This is a genomic window from Alteromonas sp. 5NW40-0090 (assembly GCF_057552975.1).
The window spans coordinates 428,372-441,499 of the sequence record NZ_BAAJLT010000001.1 but is presented as its reverse complement, the minus strand read 5'-3'; the positions used below and the strand labels follow the sequence as shown (position 1 = coordinate 441,499).

Sequence of the window (13,128 nt, the reverse complement as noted above, 5' to 3'; positions counted from 1 at the left end):
CGGTCTTAATTTATCAAGTCATTAATACCGCTCAAGTGCGCCATGTAGACTCTGGCTTGATTGTCGATATGGCAAGAGTAGTAAGAGATATAAAGGTTGTCTCCTTCAATCACCAAGCCAGGATAACTTGTATCTCCTCCGCTTGGCAGCGTTTTTAGTTCAGTTAATATTTTAGTTACGCTATCAAATAGCCATACCCTAGTTGTAAATTGATGTGACCCCCAATCTATATGTCGTCCTGCAACGATATATAGGTTTTCACTTAATGCCACAGCTGCGGGACCACCAATATAGATCCCCAAATCATGCCAGTTCCATTTGGTATAAGGCGGTTTTGACGTACCAAATTGCGCACTGAATGTATCGGCATCTCGTCTTAAAAATACCGAGGCATTTCCGTAATCATCAAACAAGATCGTGCTTTCATTGGGGTAACCCTTACCTTGTTTGTCCAAACAAAAAGCCTCCTCCTTGTGAACGTGCATTGAACGTGTTGGGTCACCCTTATAGAGCGAAACTGAGTTCGCTCGTCGATTGTATGCAAAGCCATAAGCTTCTGAGTTATAAAAAGTATTGTTCCACAACCACCAACCGCTTCTACCGTGACTATTCCCTGCAGACCATGAATAGCCGGTGGTTGAGAAAAAAGTCACCATTTTTGTGACCACTTTTCTATTATCAAGGAAGGATTTTGCATAGGTAGTAAGCATGAGACGAGAGCCATCGTATGAGAACTTCGGATCTCGTAGGTCTGCATTATTCTCTCTAATAACTACTCTGTTGCGAACTTGAAACGAAGTTTTATCAAGAGTTAATACAATAACCACACCGTCAGTACTGACATGGTCGGTAGCTTGTCGGTAACAGCACATCAAGGTTTTACGACTTTTGTCGAACGGATTTTCTATTAAATCAGTGAAAGCGCAATGGGTTGCAGGCTTGGATATGCGCTTTATGTTGAACAGCATCAAACTATTTTTCACGCTAAATCTCCCTTAAAAATCCACCAGTTATGTCGTGTCTTACCGTCAATCTACGGCAATATCTTACCGCCTATCGGCAAAAATCGTAATTTTTTCTAAAGGGATTCTAAATGATGTCGATACAGTTTCTGAGAGAGCCAGTTCATCAATTACCCCTCAGGTCTTGATGACTACTAAAACAAAACGTCGGCAATGCCGACAGCCAGCGCACGCTGGACTGAGAGTGTAGGAGAGACTTTATGTCTATGTTCGTTAATACCAATGTATCCTCATTGAATGCCCAGCGTCAGCTTTTTGATGTTAGTAATTCTTTGAGTACGTCTTTTGAGCGCCTTTCTTCAGGCTTCCGTATCAACAGCGCTGCTGATGATGCCGCAGGTCTTCAGATTACCGACCGAATGACTTCACAAGTCCAAGGACTTAACCAAGCCGTACGTAACGCAAACGATGCGATTTCACTGTCGCAAACTGCAGAAGGTGCGCTTTCTGAAACTACGACTGCGTTACAGCGTATTCGTACGCTAGCGGTTCAATCACAAAATGGCATCAATAGTGACTCTGATAGAGAAGCGCTACAAAAAGAAGTCGATGCTTTACGTACAGAGATTTCGCGCATAGCTACAACAACTCAATTCGCGGGTGTTGATGTTCTGTCTGGGGCATTTTCAGCTAAGTTTCTTGTTGGGGCTAATTCGGGCCAGACTATATCTGTAAATCTTTCTAGCCAAGCCTTAACTCGGGCCAACGTTCAAGGTTTCAGTGCAACGGGACTTGGCCTTGTTGGTGGAAACAATGATGTTTTAACAAGCGAAAACGCTTCCGCGATGATGGCGTCTATTGACAACGCTATCTCAGCAATTGGTGGACTTCGCGCAGACTTGGGGGCGCTGCAAAATCGTTTCCAGTCCACTATTCGTAATCTAAGCAATATCTCAGAAAATGTATCTGCTGCTCGTTCACAGATTAAAGATACAGATTTCGCTACAGAAACTGCGAATTTGACGCGAAATCAGATTATTCAGCAGGCAAGTACTACTGTTTTAGCGCAGGCTAATCAGCGCCCACAGGCTGCATTGTCTCTATTGGGTTAATTGTTTAGCGAGAGTGGAGTCAGGAGGTAGTGCTCTAGGCCACGAGTCGATGGAAAAAAGCCGATACTCTTATGGGGTATCGGCTTTTTTATTTTAAAGTCATGTAAAACCATCGCTTACGTAGAACATGATATAGCGCATTCCTAACCAATTTACTAGCCGCTCTTCCTGGTTAACGACTTCATCGCTTACTTGAAAGCCCTAGGGCGCCAATGACTGAAGTCTAACGGCACCTTAATATTAATTTTTTAGTTACCTGTCTGAATATAGTGAGTTTTTACTTACTTATCATTTGCCACCAAAAAAATCCCAAAAAAGACTAAAGTAATTTTCCGAAAGTGACGATAACTATTACAAAGGGCGATATAACTTGTTTTATGTCTCCTAGGTCAAAAAAAAGATGGTTTACATTATGGTTTTTTGAATCCTGGTATGTGTTTTTTTTCTTTTATTTGACTTAAAGTTTAATAAAAACATTATGTTACATGTCGAAAATAAATTTTTAAAAATATCTAAAGAAAATTTGTTTGAATGACGATAAATAGGAAGGTTTGCTAAGAGTGGAGCTGCTGACTGGCAAGAATGAAGCCAGGAGGTAGTGAGAGGTTTGAGGTCTGGAACATCAAACCCACCAGTCAGCAAAGAGAAGTAACTTCTCTATGTAGCAATTTTACCGGTTAGTGTGCCGATAAAATGTCAGATTAAACTGACACCTTAATGAAGCACAGGCTATGCCAAAATTTTTTAACTACTGCGCACATAATAAAACCAATAGCGCAACACTCGAAACTGTTAGGAGAGACCCATGAGTCTATTTGTAAATACCAATGTGTCATCGCTAAATGCACAACGCCAACTATTCACAACAGGCAATAACTTAAGCACTGCTTTTGAACGTCTATCATCTGGTTTTCGAATCAATAGTGCTGCTGACGACGCTGCTGGTCTTCAAATTACTGACCGTATGACATCTCAGATTCAAGGTCTGAACCAAGCGGTACGAAACGCAAATGATGGTATATCGCTTGCGCAAACAGCTGAAGGCGCCATGGCTGAAACGACAACTGCACTTCAACGTATTCGTACATTAGCAATTCAGTCGCAAAATGGTATTAACAGTGATGCTGATCGCGAAGCTCTTCAAAAAGAAGTTGACGCATTGCGAACAGAGATCTCACGAATCGCCACGACAACACAGTTTGCTGGTGTGGACGTATTGTCAGGGGCATTTTCTGCAAAGTTCTTGGTAGGAGCAAATGCAGGTCAAACCATATCTGTTAATTTATCTGCCCCTGCTTTGACAAGAGCTAATGTTGCTGGCTTTAGTGCTACAGGTCTTGGTATCACAAGCGCTGACGTATTAACCGAAAGCAGTGCTTCAAGTTTGTTAACTGCTGTAGATACAGCAATATCTGCTATAGGTGGTCTACGTGCTGATTTGGGTGCACTACAAAATCGATTCCAGTCGACTATCCGTAACTTGAGTAACATTTCTGAAAACGTGTCTGCGGCAAGATCGCGTATCAAAGATGCTGACTTTGCCACCGAAACGGCAGAATTAAGCCGTAACCAGATATTACAGCAGGCAAGTACCACTGTTTTAGCACAGGCAAATCAGCGCCCTCAGGCTGCATTGTCACTGCTAGGCTAATAGTCCTAGTTGATGTTAAGCGCTATTTGGGAAGGAGTTGAGAGGCCATCCCCTGAAGAAAGGAATGCGGCCATTAAGGCCGCCCCTTTGAGAAAGCGCCGACTAACAGGACTGAGAGTGTAGAAGTGTTGGTTGAGAGGCCAGTTTATCCTACTAAACCCTGCCAGCCGACAGAAACTGAATTTGCTCTATCTCCTAACGTGAGCAAATTGGCCGAGATATCGTTGTCTCGGCCTTTTTTTATTTTTTACCGAAACATCTCACCAATTTCAAACTACGGTAGAGCAACGCCGTAGTCCACTTAAAATTATGCATATTAAGTGCCAACTTCTGTAACTCTATCACCTGAATATTCCTCAAAAGTACTGTTTTCCGATAAGGCTGGGTTATTGTATGCAATTGATAGAGCACCAAGGCAACGATTATTTCTAGAATAAGTGTGTCTTGTACCAATCCACGTAGATCATTATCCACTTAGATTTCGAAAAATTACTGTAAATATTGAAAAACTAAATTTATTAATATTTCGAATAATCAATAATTTATTTGTATTTTAGTAAATTTTTTAAAAAAACAACAAAAAAAGCTAAAGAACCTAAAGCATTGGCCGATACCTATTGTTGAGGGGTAATTTAATTTACTTTTATATTGAGGTGTTGGCGGGAGTAGTGACCCAGCTAATATGAACTGGAAGGATTTGATGATAGCAGGTTTGCCGTCGAATCCCTAGGAGGTAATCTAATGTCTTTATTTGTAAATACAAATGTTTCAGCTATTAACGCTCAACGTCAGCTTTTTGACGTAAGTGATCGACTCAACACATCCTTTGAAAGGCTTTCGTCAGGTTTTCGTATCAATAGTGCATCCGATGATGCTGCGGGTCTTCAAATTTCAGATCGTCTCACATCACAGGTACAAGGGTTAAATCAAGCGGTAAGAAATGCTAACGACGCAATATCGCTGACTCAAACTGCGGAAGGTGCGTTGGGGGAAGTTACGACAAGTCTCCAACGTATTCGCCAACTGGCCGTGCAATCTCAAAACGGTATAAACAGTTCGGCTGATCGAGAAGCTTTACAAAAAGAAGTTACGGCTTTACGCACTGAAATTTCTCGCATAGCTACAACCACGCAGTTCGGTAATGTTAACCTCCTTGACGGAAACTTCTCTGCCAAGTTCTTAGTAGGGGCTAACGAAGGCCAAACTATCTCGGTTAATCTTTCGTCAACTAACCTCGGACAAATCAATGGTTTCAGTGCTACTGGTTTGGGGATTGTAAGCAATGATATTTCAACGGCGACCGGTGCATCAGCGTTGCTTGGTGATGTAGATGCAGCTATATCTGGGATAGGTGCTGTAAGAGCTGATTTAGGTGCTCTCCAAAATCGATTCCAATCAACAATTCGTAACTTAAGTAATATCAGCGAAAACTTGTCCGCTGCACGTTCTCAAATTATGGATACGGACTTTGCAGCTGAGACTGCGGAATTAACGCGAAACCAAATTGTTCAGCAAGCATCAATTTCTGTACTGAGCCAAGCAAATCAGCGCCCTCAAGCTGCTCTATCTTTGCTTGGATAAGCTATAATAAAAATTACCTTGGTTTAGATATTACGGGTGCTTGCTGTATGGCAGGGACCCGTTTTGTCTTTTAAAAAGAGGAGTTTGTTTTGGACATTGTAAATAATCAAAGCGGCCAGGATTTTGCTGGTCGACTGTCAACAGATAAAAACTTGGCAGTAGCAATAGACGGTAAAGAAAGAAAACAGAATAATGCTTCTGACCGAAGTGGAATATCGTCAAGCCCCCTGTCGCAACCAGAACAAGATAGTAAAAGTGTAGGTGGACGTGGCGAAATTGCTAAAGCTCCTCGTGAAGATGCCGATAATGAAAGAGAAACCGGAAACAAGTTAGCTCTTGAGAATGCTTTACGGGATGTTGAGTCCTTTGTACAAATGCAAAATCGTAATCTAACGTTTACTATTGACGAAGAAACGAAAAAGTCGGTAGTTACAGTTAAGGACTCGGCCTCAGGCGACGTTATCCGACAAATACCTTCCGAAGAGGTGCTAAAACTTGCTGAGCGGATTCAAAGTTTGCAAGAGGATGTCGGCAGTAGTGTTGGTGTTTTTATCAACAATCAAGTGTAGTGAGGTAGATTATGACAATTCAGTCGTTAGGAGTCGGTTCAGGATTAGCATTAGATGACTTGGTTCAGCAGCTTCTTCAAGCAGAGCGCGCACCGAAAGATGCGAGGCTAAACGAAAAAGAAGAACGAATAGAGGCCGAAATTTCTGGCTTAGGACAAATAAAGTCTAAATTATCAGCGTTTGAAGACGCGGTTGATGAGCTGAGAAGTGATGCAGATATTAATGGCCGCGAGCCTACTATTAATAATCCGTCAGAAGATAATGATGTGCTATCAGCTGATGCGTCAAACTCTGCTCTTCGTGGAAAATACGACATTACCGTAGAACAGCTTGCCTCTGGTAGTCGGATAACTACTGACGAAGGTGCTTTTACGTCTAGTAGCGATGCAGTCCTCAGTTCAGGGGCTGGCTCGCTCACCTTTGATGTTGGGGGGAGCGAAAGCTTCTCTATAAATGTTACCGCAGGAATGACTCTTACCGAGCTTCGTGAAGCCATTAACAATGCTGACGATAACTTTGGTGTTACTGCAAATATTATTGATACGGGCACGAGTGCGGGACCTCGTCTTGTGTATTCTTCAAACGAAACAGGTCTTGGAAACGACCTAGTGATAACGAATGATTCTGGTGCTGCTGAATTGGATAGATTATCTACGACAGGAGGAACCAGTAGCATTAGTTCAGGCAATGTACAGTCCGCAAAGAACGCTATTGCCTACATTGACGGTATCCAAGTGCAAAGTGAGTCGAACGAATTTGAAAATACCATCCAAAATGTGTCGTTTGAAATTAACGAGGTTTCACCTAAGGATGCTGCTGGTGAATTTCTTCCTACCACTCTTGAGATAGGCTACGACAAAGAAGGGTTGGAAAAGAAGATTCGCGATTTTGTTGATAACTATAACGCGTTAATAGATGAGATCGGTACTCTAACACGATACGGTGAATCTGAATTAGAAGAAGACGGCGCATTAGCTGGAGATTCTTTACTGAGAGGCATACAGACGACCATGGCTAATATTGCTGGAGGCAACGTCAGCTCGTCAGCGCTTGGTGGCTTATTTCAAGTTGGGATTGAGTTTACTGATGATGGCAAACTAGAAATTGGTACCACTGACTTTGGTTTAGGAACTGGCGAAGATCGTCTCAAAGATGCGCTAGAGGATAATTTTGACGAAATAGCAAAGCTGTTTACAGACGAGCAAGAGGGAATTGCAACCCGGCTCTATAATTTTGCTGATGAATATACTTCATTCGGTGGACTTATCAGCTTGAGAGAACAATCGGCGAAGGATAATCGCGAGGTTCTGTACGATGAAAGAGAAACATTAGAGCTGAGAATGCAGAGTTATGAAGACGTGCTACGTAGCAAGTATCTGAATCTTGACCAAACAGTAGCTCAGTTGAATCAAACTAGTTCAGCACTACTAGCATCGCTGGGCTAGGATCTATTGGAGTTTTTTATGTCACTTAAAGGTATTAATGCTTATAAAAAAGGGAATCTAAAACAGGATGTCGCTTCTGCGGACCCTCATAAGTTAACTCTTCTTTTACTTCAGGGGGCACTAGACCGTGTTGCCTACGCAAAAGGAGCTATGGAAAGAAAAGAGCTTTCATCAAAAGCAGACTTCATTTCAAAGGCCACTGCGATTCTTATTCATTTACGAGATACTTTGGACCTTGAGATTGGTGGTGAAGTAGCACAAAACCTATTCTCACTTTACAACTATATGATTGAACGTTTGAGCGATGCGCATATTAATAATAACTTGAATATACTCGATGAAGTGTCTAGCCTGTTAACACCAATTCGAGATGCTTGGGTTCAAATTCCTGAAGACGCCAAACAGGAAGCCTTTGAAGCTCAACGTCAAAAACGACAAGCTGTGTGACTGATATCGACCTAAACCACCCTTATACTCCAACTGCGCTGCGCGAACTCAACGACAAAATTGCGTCGCAGTTGGATGAATCATCTTCCTCTGATTTCTCACAATTACTCGAATTGGTTAACGAACGAGATAGCCTGATAAATTCCCATTTAGCTTCACTGAATGATGAAGATAAACAAGCGTTTGCAAAACATGAGATAGGCGTCAATAATAAGTTAAAGGAGCTGGCGCAAAGTTTGCTTGGGTCTTCAAAGGATGAAGTTACGCGGCTTGTTCGTGGCAAAGCCGCGGTTAAAAAATACAAGTAAGCTTGTTGGGCATAATTAAGCGGTGTGCTCTATTCAGCTATCCAACCGGTAGATAGGGATACGCGCTAACTGCCGTGTGATAAAAACTAGAACTTAGTGAGAGCCTCTAACATGGCAGATTTCAATGAAAAGTCTATTCTAATTACTGGAGGGACTGGCTCCTTCGGTAATCAATTTGTTCGCTATCTACTCGATAATTACTCCCCAAGAAAAATCATCATTTACTCTCGGGACGAGTTGAAGCAATTTGAGATGCAGCAGCGGTTTTCACAGTCTTGTATGCGTTTTTTTATAGGAGACGTAAGAGACAAAGAAAGGCTTAAAACCGCAATGAAAGACGTAGATTACGTAGTTCATGCCGCTGCCCTTAAGCAGGTTCCTGCTGCTGAATATAATCCAAATGAATGCATAAAGACTAATATCAACGGTGCGCAAAATGTTATTGATGCGGCTATTTTTAACAATGTGTCGAGTATCATAGCGCTTTCTACAGACAAAGCGGCCAACCCGGTTAATTTATACGGTGCGACAAAGCTCGCGTCAGATAAGCTTTTTGTAGCAGCAAACAACATATCGGGCGCTACTGGCCCTAGGTTTTCAGTCGTGCGATATGGCAATGTTGTCGGTTCTAGGGGGTCAGTTGTACCCTTCTATCGCAAATTACTCGCTGAGGGAGAAAAATCACTACCCGTGACTCACCCTGAAATGACCCGATTTTGGATTACGCTAGACGAAGGCGTGAGGTTCGTAGTTAAGAGTTTTTCACGTATGCAGGGTGGTGAAATATTTGTGCCTAAAATTCCCTCGGTACGTATCGTTGATTTAGTTGAAGCAATGAGCGGTAGAAAAGACTTCCATATTATAGGCATTCGCCCGGGAGAAAAGCTGCACGAAATTATGGTGCCAGAAGAAATGTCTCATCACACGGTGGAGTTTTCTGATCACTTTGTCATTGCTCCGGCGATCACTTTCTTTGACAAAAATTTGGATTACTTTAAAAACAAACTCAATGAATCGGGGACGCCTTCAAAGGAAAAATTTGAATATCATTCTGGCACCAACTCTCATTTTTTATCGGTCGATGAATTAAAGGAATTAGATAAGGTAACGCTATGATTCCGTATGGTAGACACACTCTTTATCCTGAAGATATCGAGTCTGTCACTCGCGTTCTCAACGAAGGATTTTTGACGCAAGGAGAGCAAGTTCCTTTATTTGAGGAATCAGTGTGCACCTACACAGGTGCGCGTTATGGCATTGCTTGCAACAGCGGTACATCAGGTCTACACATCGCCTGCTTGGCTGCTGGAGTTGAAAAAGGCGATTTAGTCTGGACGGTTCCTAACTCTTTTGCAGCTTCAGCGAACTGTGCGCGCTATTGCGGTGCTGATATAGACTTTGTCGATATTGATCCAGCGACCCGTAATCTAAGCTTATCAGCACTTGAACACAAACTAAGCGTGGCTAAATCGGAAGATCGGCTGCCGAAAGTTATCATTGTTGTTCATTTTGCGGGTAGCAGTTGCGATATGTCTGCAATAGCCGCATTAACGTCTGAGCTCGGAATTATTTTAATAGAAGACGCAGCTCATGCTCTAGGTGGAACAGATGTAAATGGTCATAAAGTGGGGCGATGTGAATATTCGTCGATGAGCGTTTTAAGCTTTCACCCGGTTAAGTCTATCACCAGTGCAGAAGGCGGAATGGTGGTCACCAATGATGAGAAAATCGCGTCATTACTTCGCCTTTATAGAAGCCATGGTATTTCTCGCGATACAGAGCGATATTTAGACCTACCATCTGACGAACCGTGGTTCTATGCGCAATATGAACTTGGCTATAATTACAGGTTGAGCGATATCCACGCGGCGCTGGGACGAGCGCAACTAAAGCATATTGAAAAGTTCGTGGACGCAAGATACGCCCTTGCAGAGCGTTACGACTCGATGTTGGCAACGCTTCCTCTTAAACGTCCAGTTTTAGATAAAAATAGTGCATGGCACCTCTATATGGTTGAACTTGAACGCCATGACAGAAAAGCGGTATTCAATGAGCTACGTGCCCGAGGCGTAGGCGTAAATGTGCACTACATTCCAATACACCTTCATCCGTATTACAAAAAACTGGGTTTTACCGAAGGAATGTTTCCGAATTCGGAGCGTTATTATGACGGCGCGTTAACACTGCCTCTTTTTCCTAGCCTAACGCTTGATGAGCAAGATTATGTTATTTCACAGCTCAATGAGATATTAAAATGAACGTTGCTGTTATCCCTGCTCGTGGTGGGAGCAAACGCATCAAACAAAAAAATATAAGAGCATTTGCAGGACAGCCCTTAATAGCCTATTCACTTGACGCGGCTAAACGCTCTTCTTTGTTCGACGATATTATTGTATCCACAGACTCAGAAGAGATTGCACGTGTGTCTCTCACGCATGGTGCCACCCACATTATACAGCGTGCGCCTGAGTTATCTGATGACTACACCGGCACGACCCCTGTTGTCCAAGATGCTATTAAGCGCTACGAATTAGCAACAGGTAACAAAACTACGCGAGTCTGTTGTATTTATGCAACCGCCCCGTTTCTTACTGCTAGTGCGTTAAAAAAGGGACACGATAAACTTGTTGGCAACGCAAATGCTAATTTTGCTTTTTCTGTTACCTCTTTCGCATTTCCGATCCAGCGCGCTATAAAAGTTGCCGGCTCTGGGGTTGAGCCTGTCTTTCCTGAGCACATTGGGAAGCGTTCTCAAGATTTAGAAGAGTGTTATCACGATGCAGGGCAGTTCTATTGGGGGATCAGAGAGGCATGGCTAGATAACGCGGGTATGTTTAAGTCTCACAGCTGCCCCGTGGTCCTTCCTCGTCATTTGGTTCAGGATATCGACACCTACGAAGATTGGCATCGCGCTGAGCTTATGTATTATGCATATGTAAAAAGACAAGATGATGAATAACTGGCAAAACGTATCAATAAATATTGGCGGCAGACTTGTAGGCGCCAATCATCCCCCTTTTATTATTGCTGAATTAAGCGGTAATCATAGTCAATCACTCGAAACTGCCTATGAAATGATAAAAGCGGCGAGTGAATGCGGCGCTGACGCTATAAAACTGCAGACGTATACCGCCGATAGCATGACACTTAATGTGCACACACCTGACTTTGTAATTAAAGAGCAAGATAGCCTATGGCATGGCGAAAACTTATACGGCCTGTATCAAAAAGCCGCAACGCCATACTCTTGGCACAAAGAGCTTTTCGACTACGCAAAGCAGTTGGGCATGTTAGCATTTAGCTCTCCTTTCGACGAAGCCGCGGTTGATTTTCTCGACGCATTGAATGTCCCCTGTTACAAAATTGCATCGTTTGAACTTACGGATGTACCGCTTGTGAGAAAAGCGGCAAGTAAAGGAAAACCGCTTATCATGTCTACAGGCATGGCAAGTCTCAGTGACATAGAGCTTGCTGTAAATACTGCAAGAAGCGCAGGGTGCAGCGACATTATATTACTTAAGTGTACGAGCACTTATCCCGCAGAGCCTATAAATACGAACCTTCTTACTATTCCCCATATGTCCGATGCATTTAAGTGCCCGGTGGGTTTAAGCGATCATACTGCAGGCCTTGGTGTGGCGGTTGCCGCCGTCAGCTTTGGCGTCCCTGTGATTGAAAAGCACTTCGTTTTAGACCGTTCAGCAGGTGGTGTTGACGCCGAGTTTTCGCTGGAACCCAACGAGCTTAGCGCCCTAGTGACCGAGACAAAACGTGCATGGCAATCCCTAGGGGAGGTGACGTACGGCGGTAGTCAAGCAGAAGAAAAAGCTAAGCAATATCGGCGCTCAGTCTATGCTAGCGAAGATATAGCGGCTGGCGAAACATTTGGCGCGCATAACTTAAAAATTGTTCGCCCTGCTTTTGGATTAGCGCCAAAGCATTGGGACAGCGTCATTGGGAAAAAGGCAACGGTAGCATTGGCAAAAGGGACCGCTTTGGCGTGGGAGCATGTGTCTTCATGAGCGAACTTTTGTTCGTCGTTGAAGTATCGTCAGAGTCAGGAATAGGGCACCTAATGCGTTGCTTAGCGTTGGCTCAAGCGGCGCAAGAACGTGGAATTGATAGCGTTTTCTTTGTGCCTGCCTTTGCGCAACGCATTTGTAAGTCGAGGCATGATTGGTGCGGTACGATTGTCGTTGCTGAGCAAAACTCATCGATAAGCCTTTCGTTAATTGAACAGCGCCTTCAGAAAAAGCGAGCGCTGGGGATCGTTGTAGACGGTTATCATTTTGAGCAAGCGTTTATAGAAAGGGTAAGTCAGCTTGGCTCCCCGCTTTTAGTACTTGATGATGTGAAGAGTCCGATATGTCAATATGCCAATCTTATAGCTAATCCCGCGGGTGTAGATTGGAAATCCGACTATCAGAGTATAAATCCTCACGCCACGTTGTGTTTGGGGCCGCGCTATCGATTGTTACGTCGTTCGTTTCGCCAGCCTCCCGCACTGCCGCTCTCACGTCGACATTGCCTTACAATTAGCTTCGGTGGAAGCGATCCTAAGCACTTTACCTTGCCTGTGCTCAGTGCAGTTGTAAAATATCTCCAAGATGTTCCCATTCGTGTTGTGACCGGCCCAGGCTTTACACAGAAAGCCGAGTTAGGTGAATTTTTGACATGTTGCGATGCACCCGTTCAACATATTCATAACGGCCAAGATATGGCAGATATTTGGGTAAACTCTCGACTAACAATCGCAGCTGCAGGTGGTTCTCAGTTTGAGCTCGTAGCGTGCTCAAGTCCTTCAGTTTTGGTTGTTGTTGCCGATAATCAAGTTAGTGCGACAACCCAAGCAGTAGAGCAGGGTTGGTGTGAATGGTGGGATGCTCGACAGGCGCTTAACGTTGATTTGTTGGCGCAGAAAATAAGCAACTTGTGGAATGATGAAAAACAATTGTCACAGATGTACGCTCGTTCGGAGCATGCTTCTTATCTTGCAGGCACCGATAATCTGCTTGATGCATTAATCTGCTATGAAGCTTAACGTAAAGGATGT

13 protein-coding genes are annotated in these 13,128 nt (G+C 43.4%); 12 read left to right on the top strand and 1 reads right to left on the bottom strand.

Going from position 1 to position 13,128, the window contains the following annotated elements; genetic code table 11:
* Nucleotides 1–5: 5 nt before the first annotated feature.
* Complete coding sequence (locus AC27KT_RS01930) at nt 6–983, bottom strand: hypothetical protein (RefSeq protein WP_487126927.1); 978 nt, start codon at nt 981–983, stop codon at nt 6–8.
* A gap of 239 nt (nt 984–1,222) precedes the next feature.
* Between AC27KT_RS01930 and AC27KT_RS01925 the strand changes: the two genes are divergently transcribed.
* The 12 genes from AC27KT_RS01925 (at nt 1,223) to pseG (ending at nt 13,116) form a co-directional block, all read left to right on the top strand.
* Nucleotides 1,223–2,074, top strand: coding sequence for a flagellin N-terminal helical domain-containing protein (locus AC27KT_RS01925; protein ID WP_487126925.1), 852 nt, complete (start codon nt 1,223–1,225; stop codon nt 2,072–2,074).
* A gap of 805 nt (nt 2,075–2,879) precedes the next feature.
* Nucleotides 2,880–3,725, top strand: a complete 846-nt coding sequence (locus tag AC27KT_RS01920) for a flagellin N-terminal helical domain-containing protein (protein WP_487126923.1) — start codon at nt 2,880–2,882, stop codon at nt 3,723–3,725.
* Between the two features lie 741 nt (nt 3,726–4,466).
* Nucleotides 4,467–5,306 carry a flagellin N-terminal helical domain-containing protein gene (locus AC27KT_RS01915; RefSeq protein WP_487126921.1) on the top strand — a complete coding sequence of 280 codons (840 nt, stop codon included), beginning with the start codon at nt 4,467–4,469 and terminating at the stop codon, nt 5,304–5,306.
* A gap of 89 nt (nt 5,307–5,395) precedes the next feature.
* Nucleotides 5,396–5,875 (top strand): flagellar protein FlaG, encoded by a 480-nt coding sequence (locus AC27KT_RS01910; protein ID WP_487126919.1) that lies wholly within the window; start codon nt 5,396–5,398, stop codon nt 5,873–5,875.
* 11 nt (nt 5,876–5,886) lie between these two features.
* Nucleotides 5,887–7,320 (top strand): flagellar filament capping protein FliD, encoded by a 1,434-nt coding sequence (gene fliD, locus AC27KT_RS01905; protein WP_487126917.1) that lies wholly within the window; start codon nt 5,887–5,889, stop codon nt 7,318–7,320.
* An 18-nt stretch (nt 7,321–7,338) separates the two neighbouring features.
* Nucleotides 7,339–7,767, top strand: coding sequence for a flagellar export chaperone FliS (fliS, locus tag AC27KT_RS01900; RefSeq protein ID WP_487126915.1), 429 nt, complete (start codon nt 7,339–7,341; stop codon nt 7,765–7,767).
* On the top strand, nt 7,764–8,075 hold the full coding sequence (locus AC27KT_RS01895) for a hypothetical protein (RefSeq protein WP_071813984.1): 312 nt from the start codon (nt 7,764–7,766) through the stop codon (nt 8,073–8,075). The genes fliS and AC27KT_RS01895 overlap by 4 nt, the downstream gene beginning before the upstream one ends.
* 111 nt (nt 8,076–8,186) lie before the next feature.
* Entirely contained in the window at nt 8,187–9,191 is a 1,005-nt protein-coding gene (gene pseB, locus AC27KT_RS01890; RefSeq protein ID WP_071813985.1) for a UDP-N-acetylglucosamine 4,6-dehydratase (inverting), read from the top strand.
* On the top strand, nt 9,188–10,333 hold the full coding sequence (gene pseC / locus AC27KT_RS01885; protein WP_487126912.1) for a UDP-4-amino-4,6-dideoxy-N-acetyl-beta-L-altrosamine transaminase: 1,146 nt from the start codon (nt 9,188–9,190) through the stop codon (nt 10,331–10,333). The genes pseB and pseC overlap by 4 nt, the downstream gene beginning before the upstream one ends.
* Nucleotides 10,330–11,034: a pseudaminic acid cytidylyltransferase gene (gene pseF, locus AC27KT_RS01880; RefSeq protein ID WP_487126910.1), complete on the top strand. Its 705-nt coding sequence runs from the start codon at nt 10,330–10,332 to the stop codon at nt 11,032–11,034. Before pseC ends, pseF begins: the two co-directional genes overlap by 4 nt.
* Complete coding sequence (pseI, locus tag AC27KT_RS01875) at nt 11,027–12,097, top strand: pseudaminic acid synthase (RefSeq protein ID WP_487126908.1); 1,071 nt, start codon at nt 11,027–11,029, stop codon at nt 12,095–12,097. The genes pseF and pseI overlap by 8 nt, the downstream gene beginning before the upstream one ends.
* Entirely contained in the window at nt 12,094–13,116 is a 1,023-nt protein-coding gene (pseG, locus tag AC27KT_RS01870; protein ID WP_487126907.1) for a UDP-2,4-diacetamido-2,4,6-trideoxy-beta-L-altropyranose hydrolase, read from the top strand. Before pseI ends, pseG begins: the two co-directional genes overlap by 4 nt.
* The last annotated feature ends 12 nt before the right edge of the window (nt 13,117–13,128 follow it).

What these genes read in the sequence shown, in the direction of transcription:
- AC27KT_RS01920 (WP_487126923.1), top strand. Translation starts at nt 2,880, where the DNA reads ATGAGTCTATTTGTAAATACCAATGTGTCATCGCTAAATGCACAACGC.
- pseF (WP_487126910.1), top strand. Translation starts at nt 10,330, where the DNA reads ATGAACGTTGCTGTTATCCCTGCTCGTGGTGGGAGCAAACGCATCAAA.
- AC27KT_RS01915 (WP_487126921.1), top strand. Translation starts at nt 4,467, where the DNA reads ATGTCTTTATTTGTAAATACAAATGTTTCAGCTATTAACGCTCAACGT.
- pseB (WP_071813985.1), top strand. Translation starts at nt 8,187, where the DNA reads ATGGCAGATTTCAATGAAAAGTCTATTCTAATTACTGGAGGGACTGGC.
- fliD (WP_487126917.1), top strand. Translation starts at nt 5,887, where the DNA reads ATGACAATTCAGTCGTTAGGAGTCGGTTCAGGATTAGCATTAGATGAC.
- fliS (WP_487126915.1), top strand. Translation starts at nt 7,339, where the DNA reads ATGTCACTTAAAGGTATTAATGCTTATAAAAAAGGGAATCTAAAACAG.
- pseI (WP_487126908.1), top strand. Translation starts at nt 11,027, where the DNA reads ATGAATAACTGGCAAAACGTATCAATAAATATTGGCGGCAGACTTGTA.
- pseC (WP_487126912.1), top strand. Translation starts at nt 9,188, where the DNA reads ATGATTCCGTATGGTAGACACACTCTTTATCCTGAAGATATCGAGTCT.
- AC27KT_RS01925 (WP_487126925.1), top strand. Translation starts at nt 1,223, where the DNA reads ATGTCTATGTTCGTTAATACCAATGTATCCTCATTGAATGCCCAGCGT.
- pseG (WP_487126907.1), top strand. Translation starts at nt 12,094, where the DNA reads ATGAGCGAACTTTTGTTCGTCGTTGAAGTATCGTCAGAGTCAGGAATA.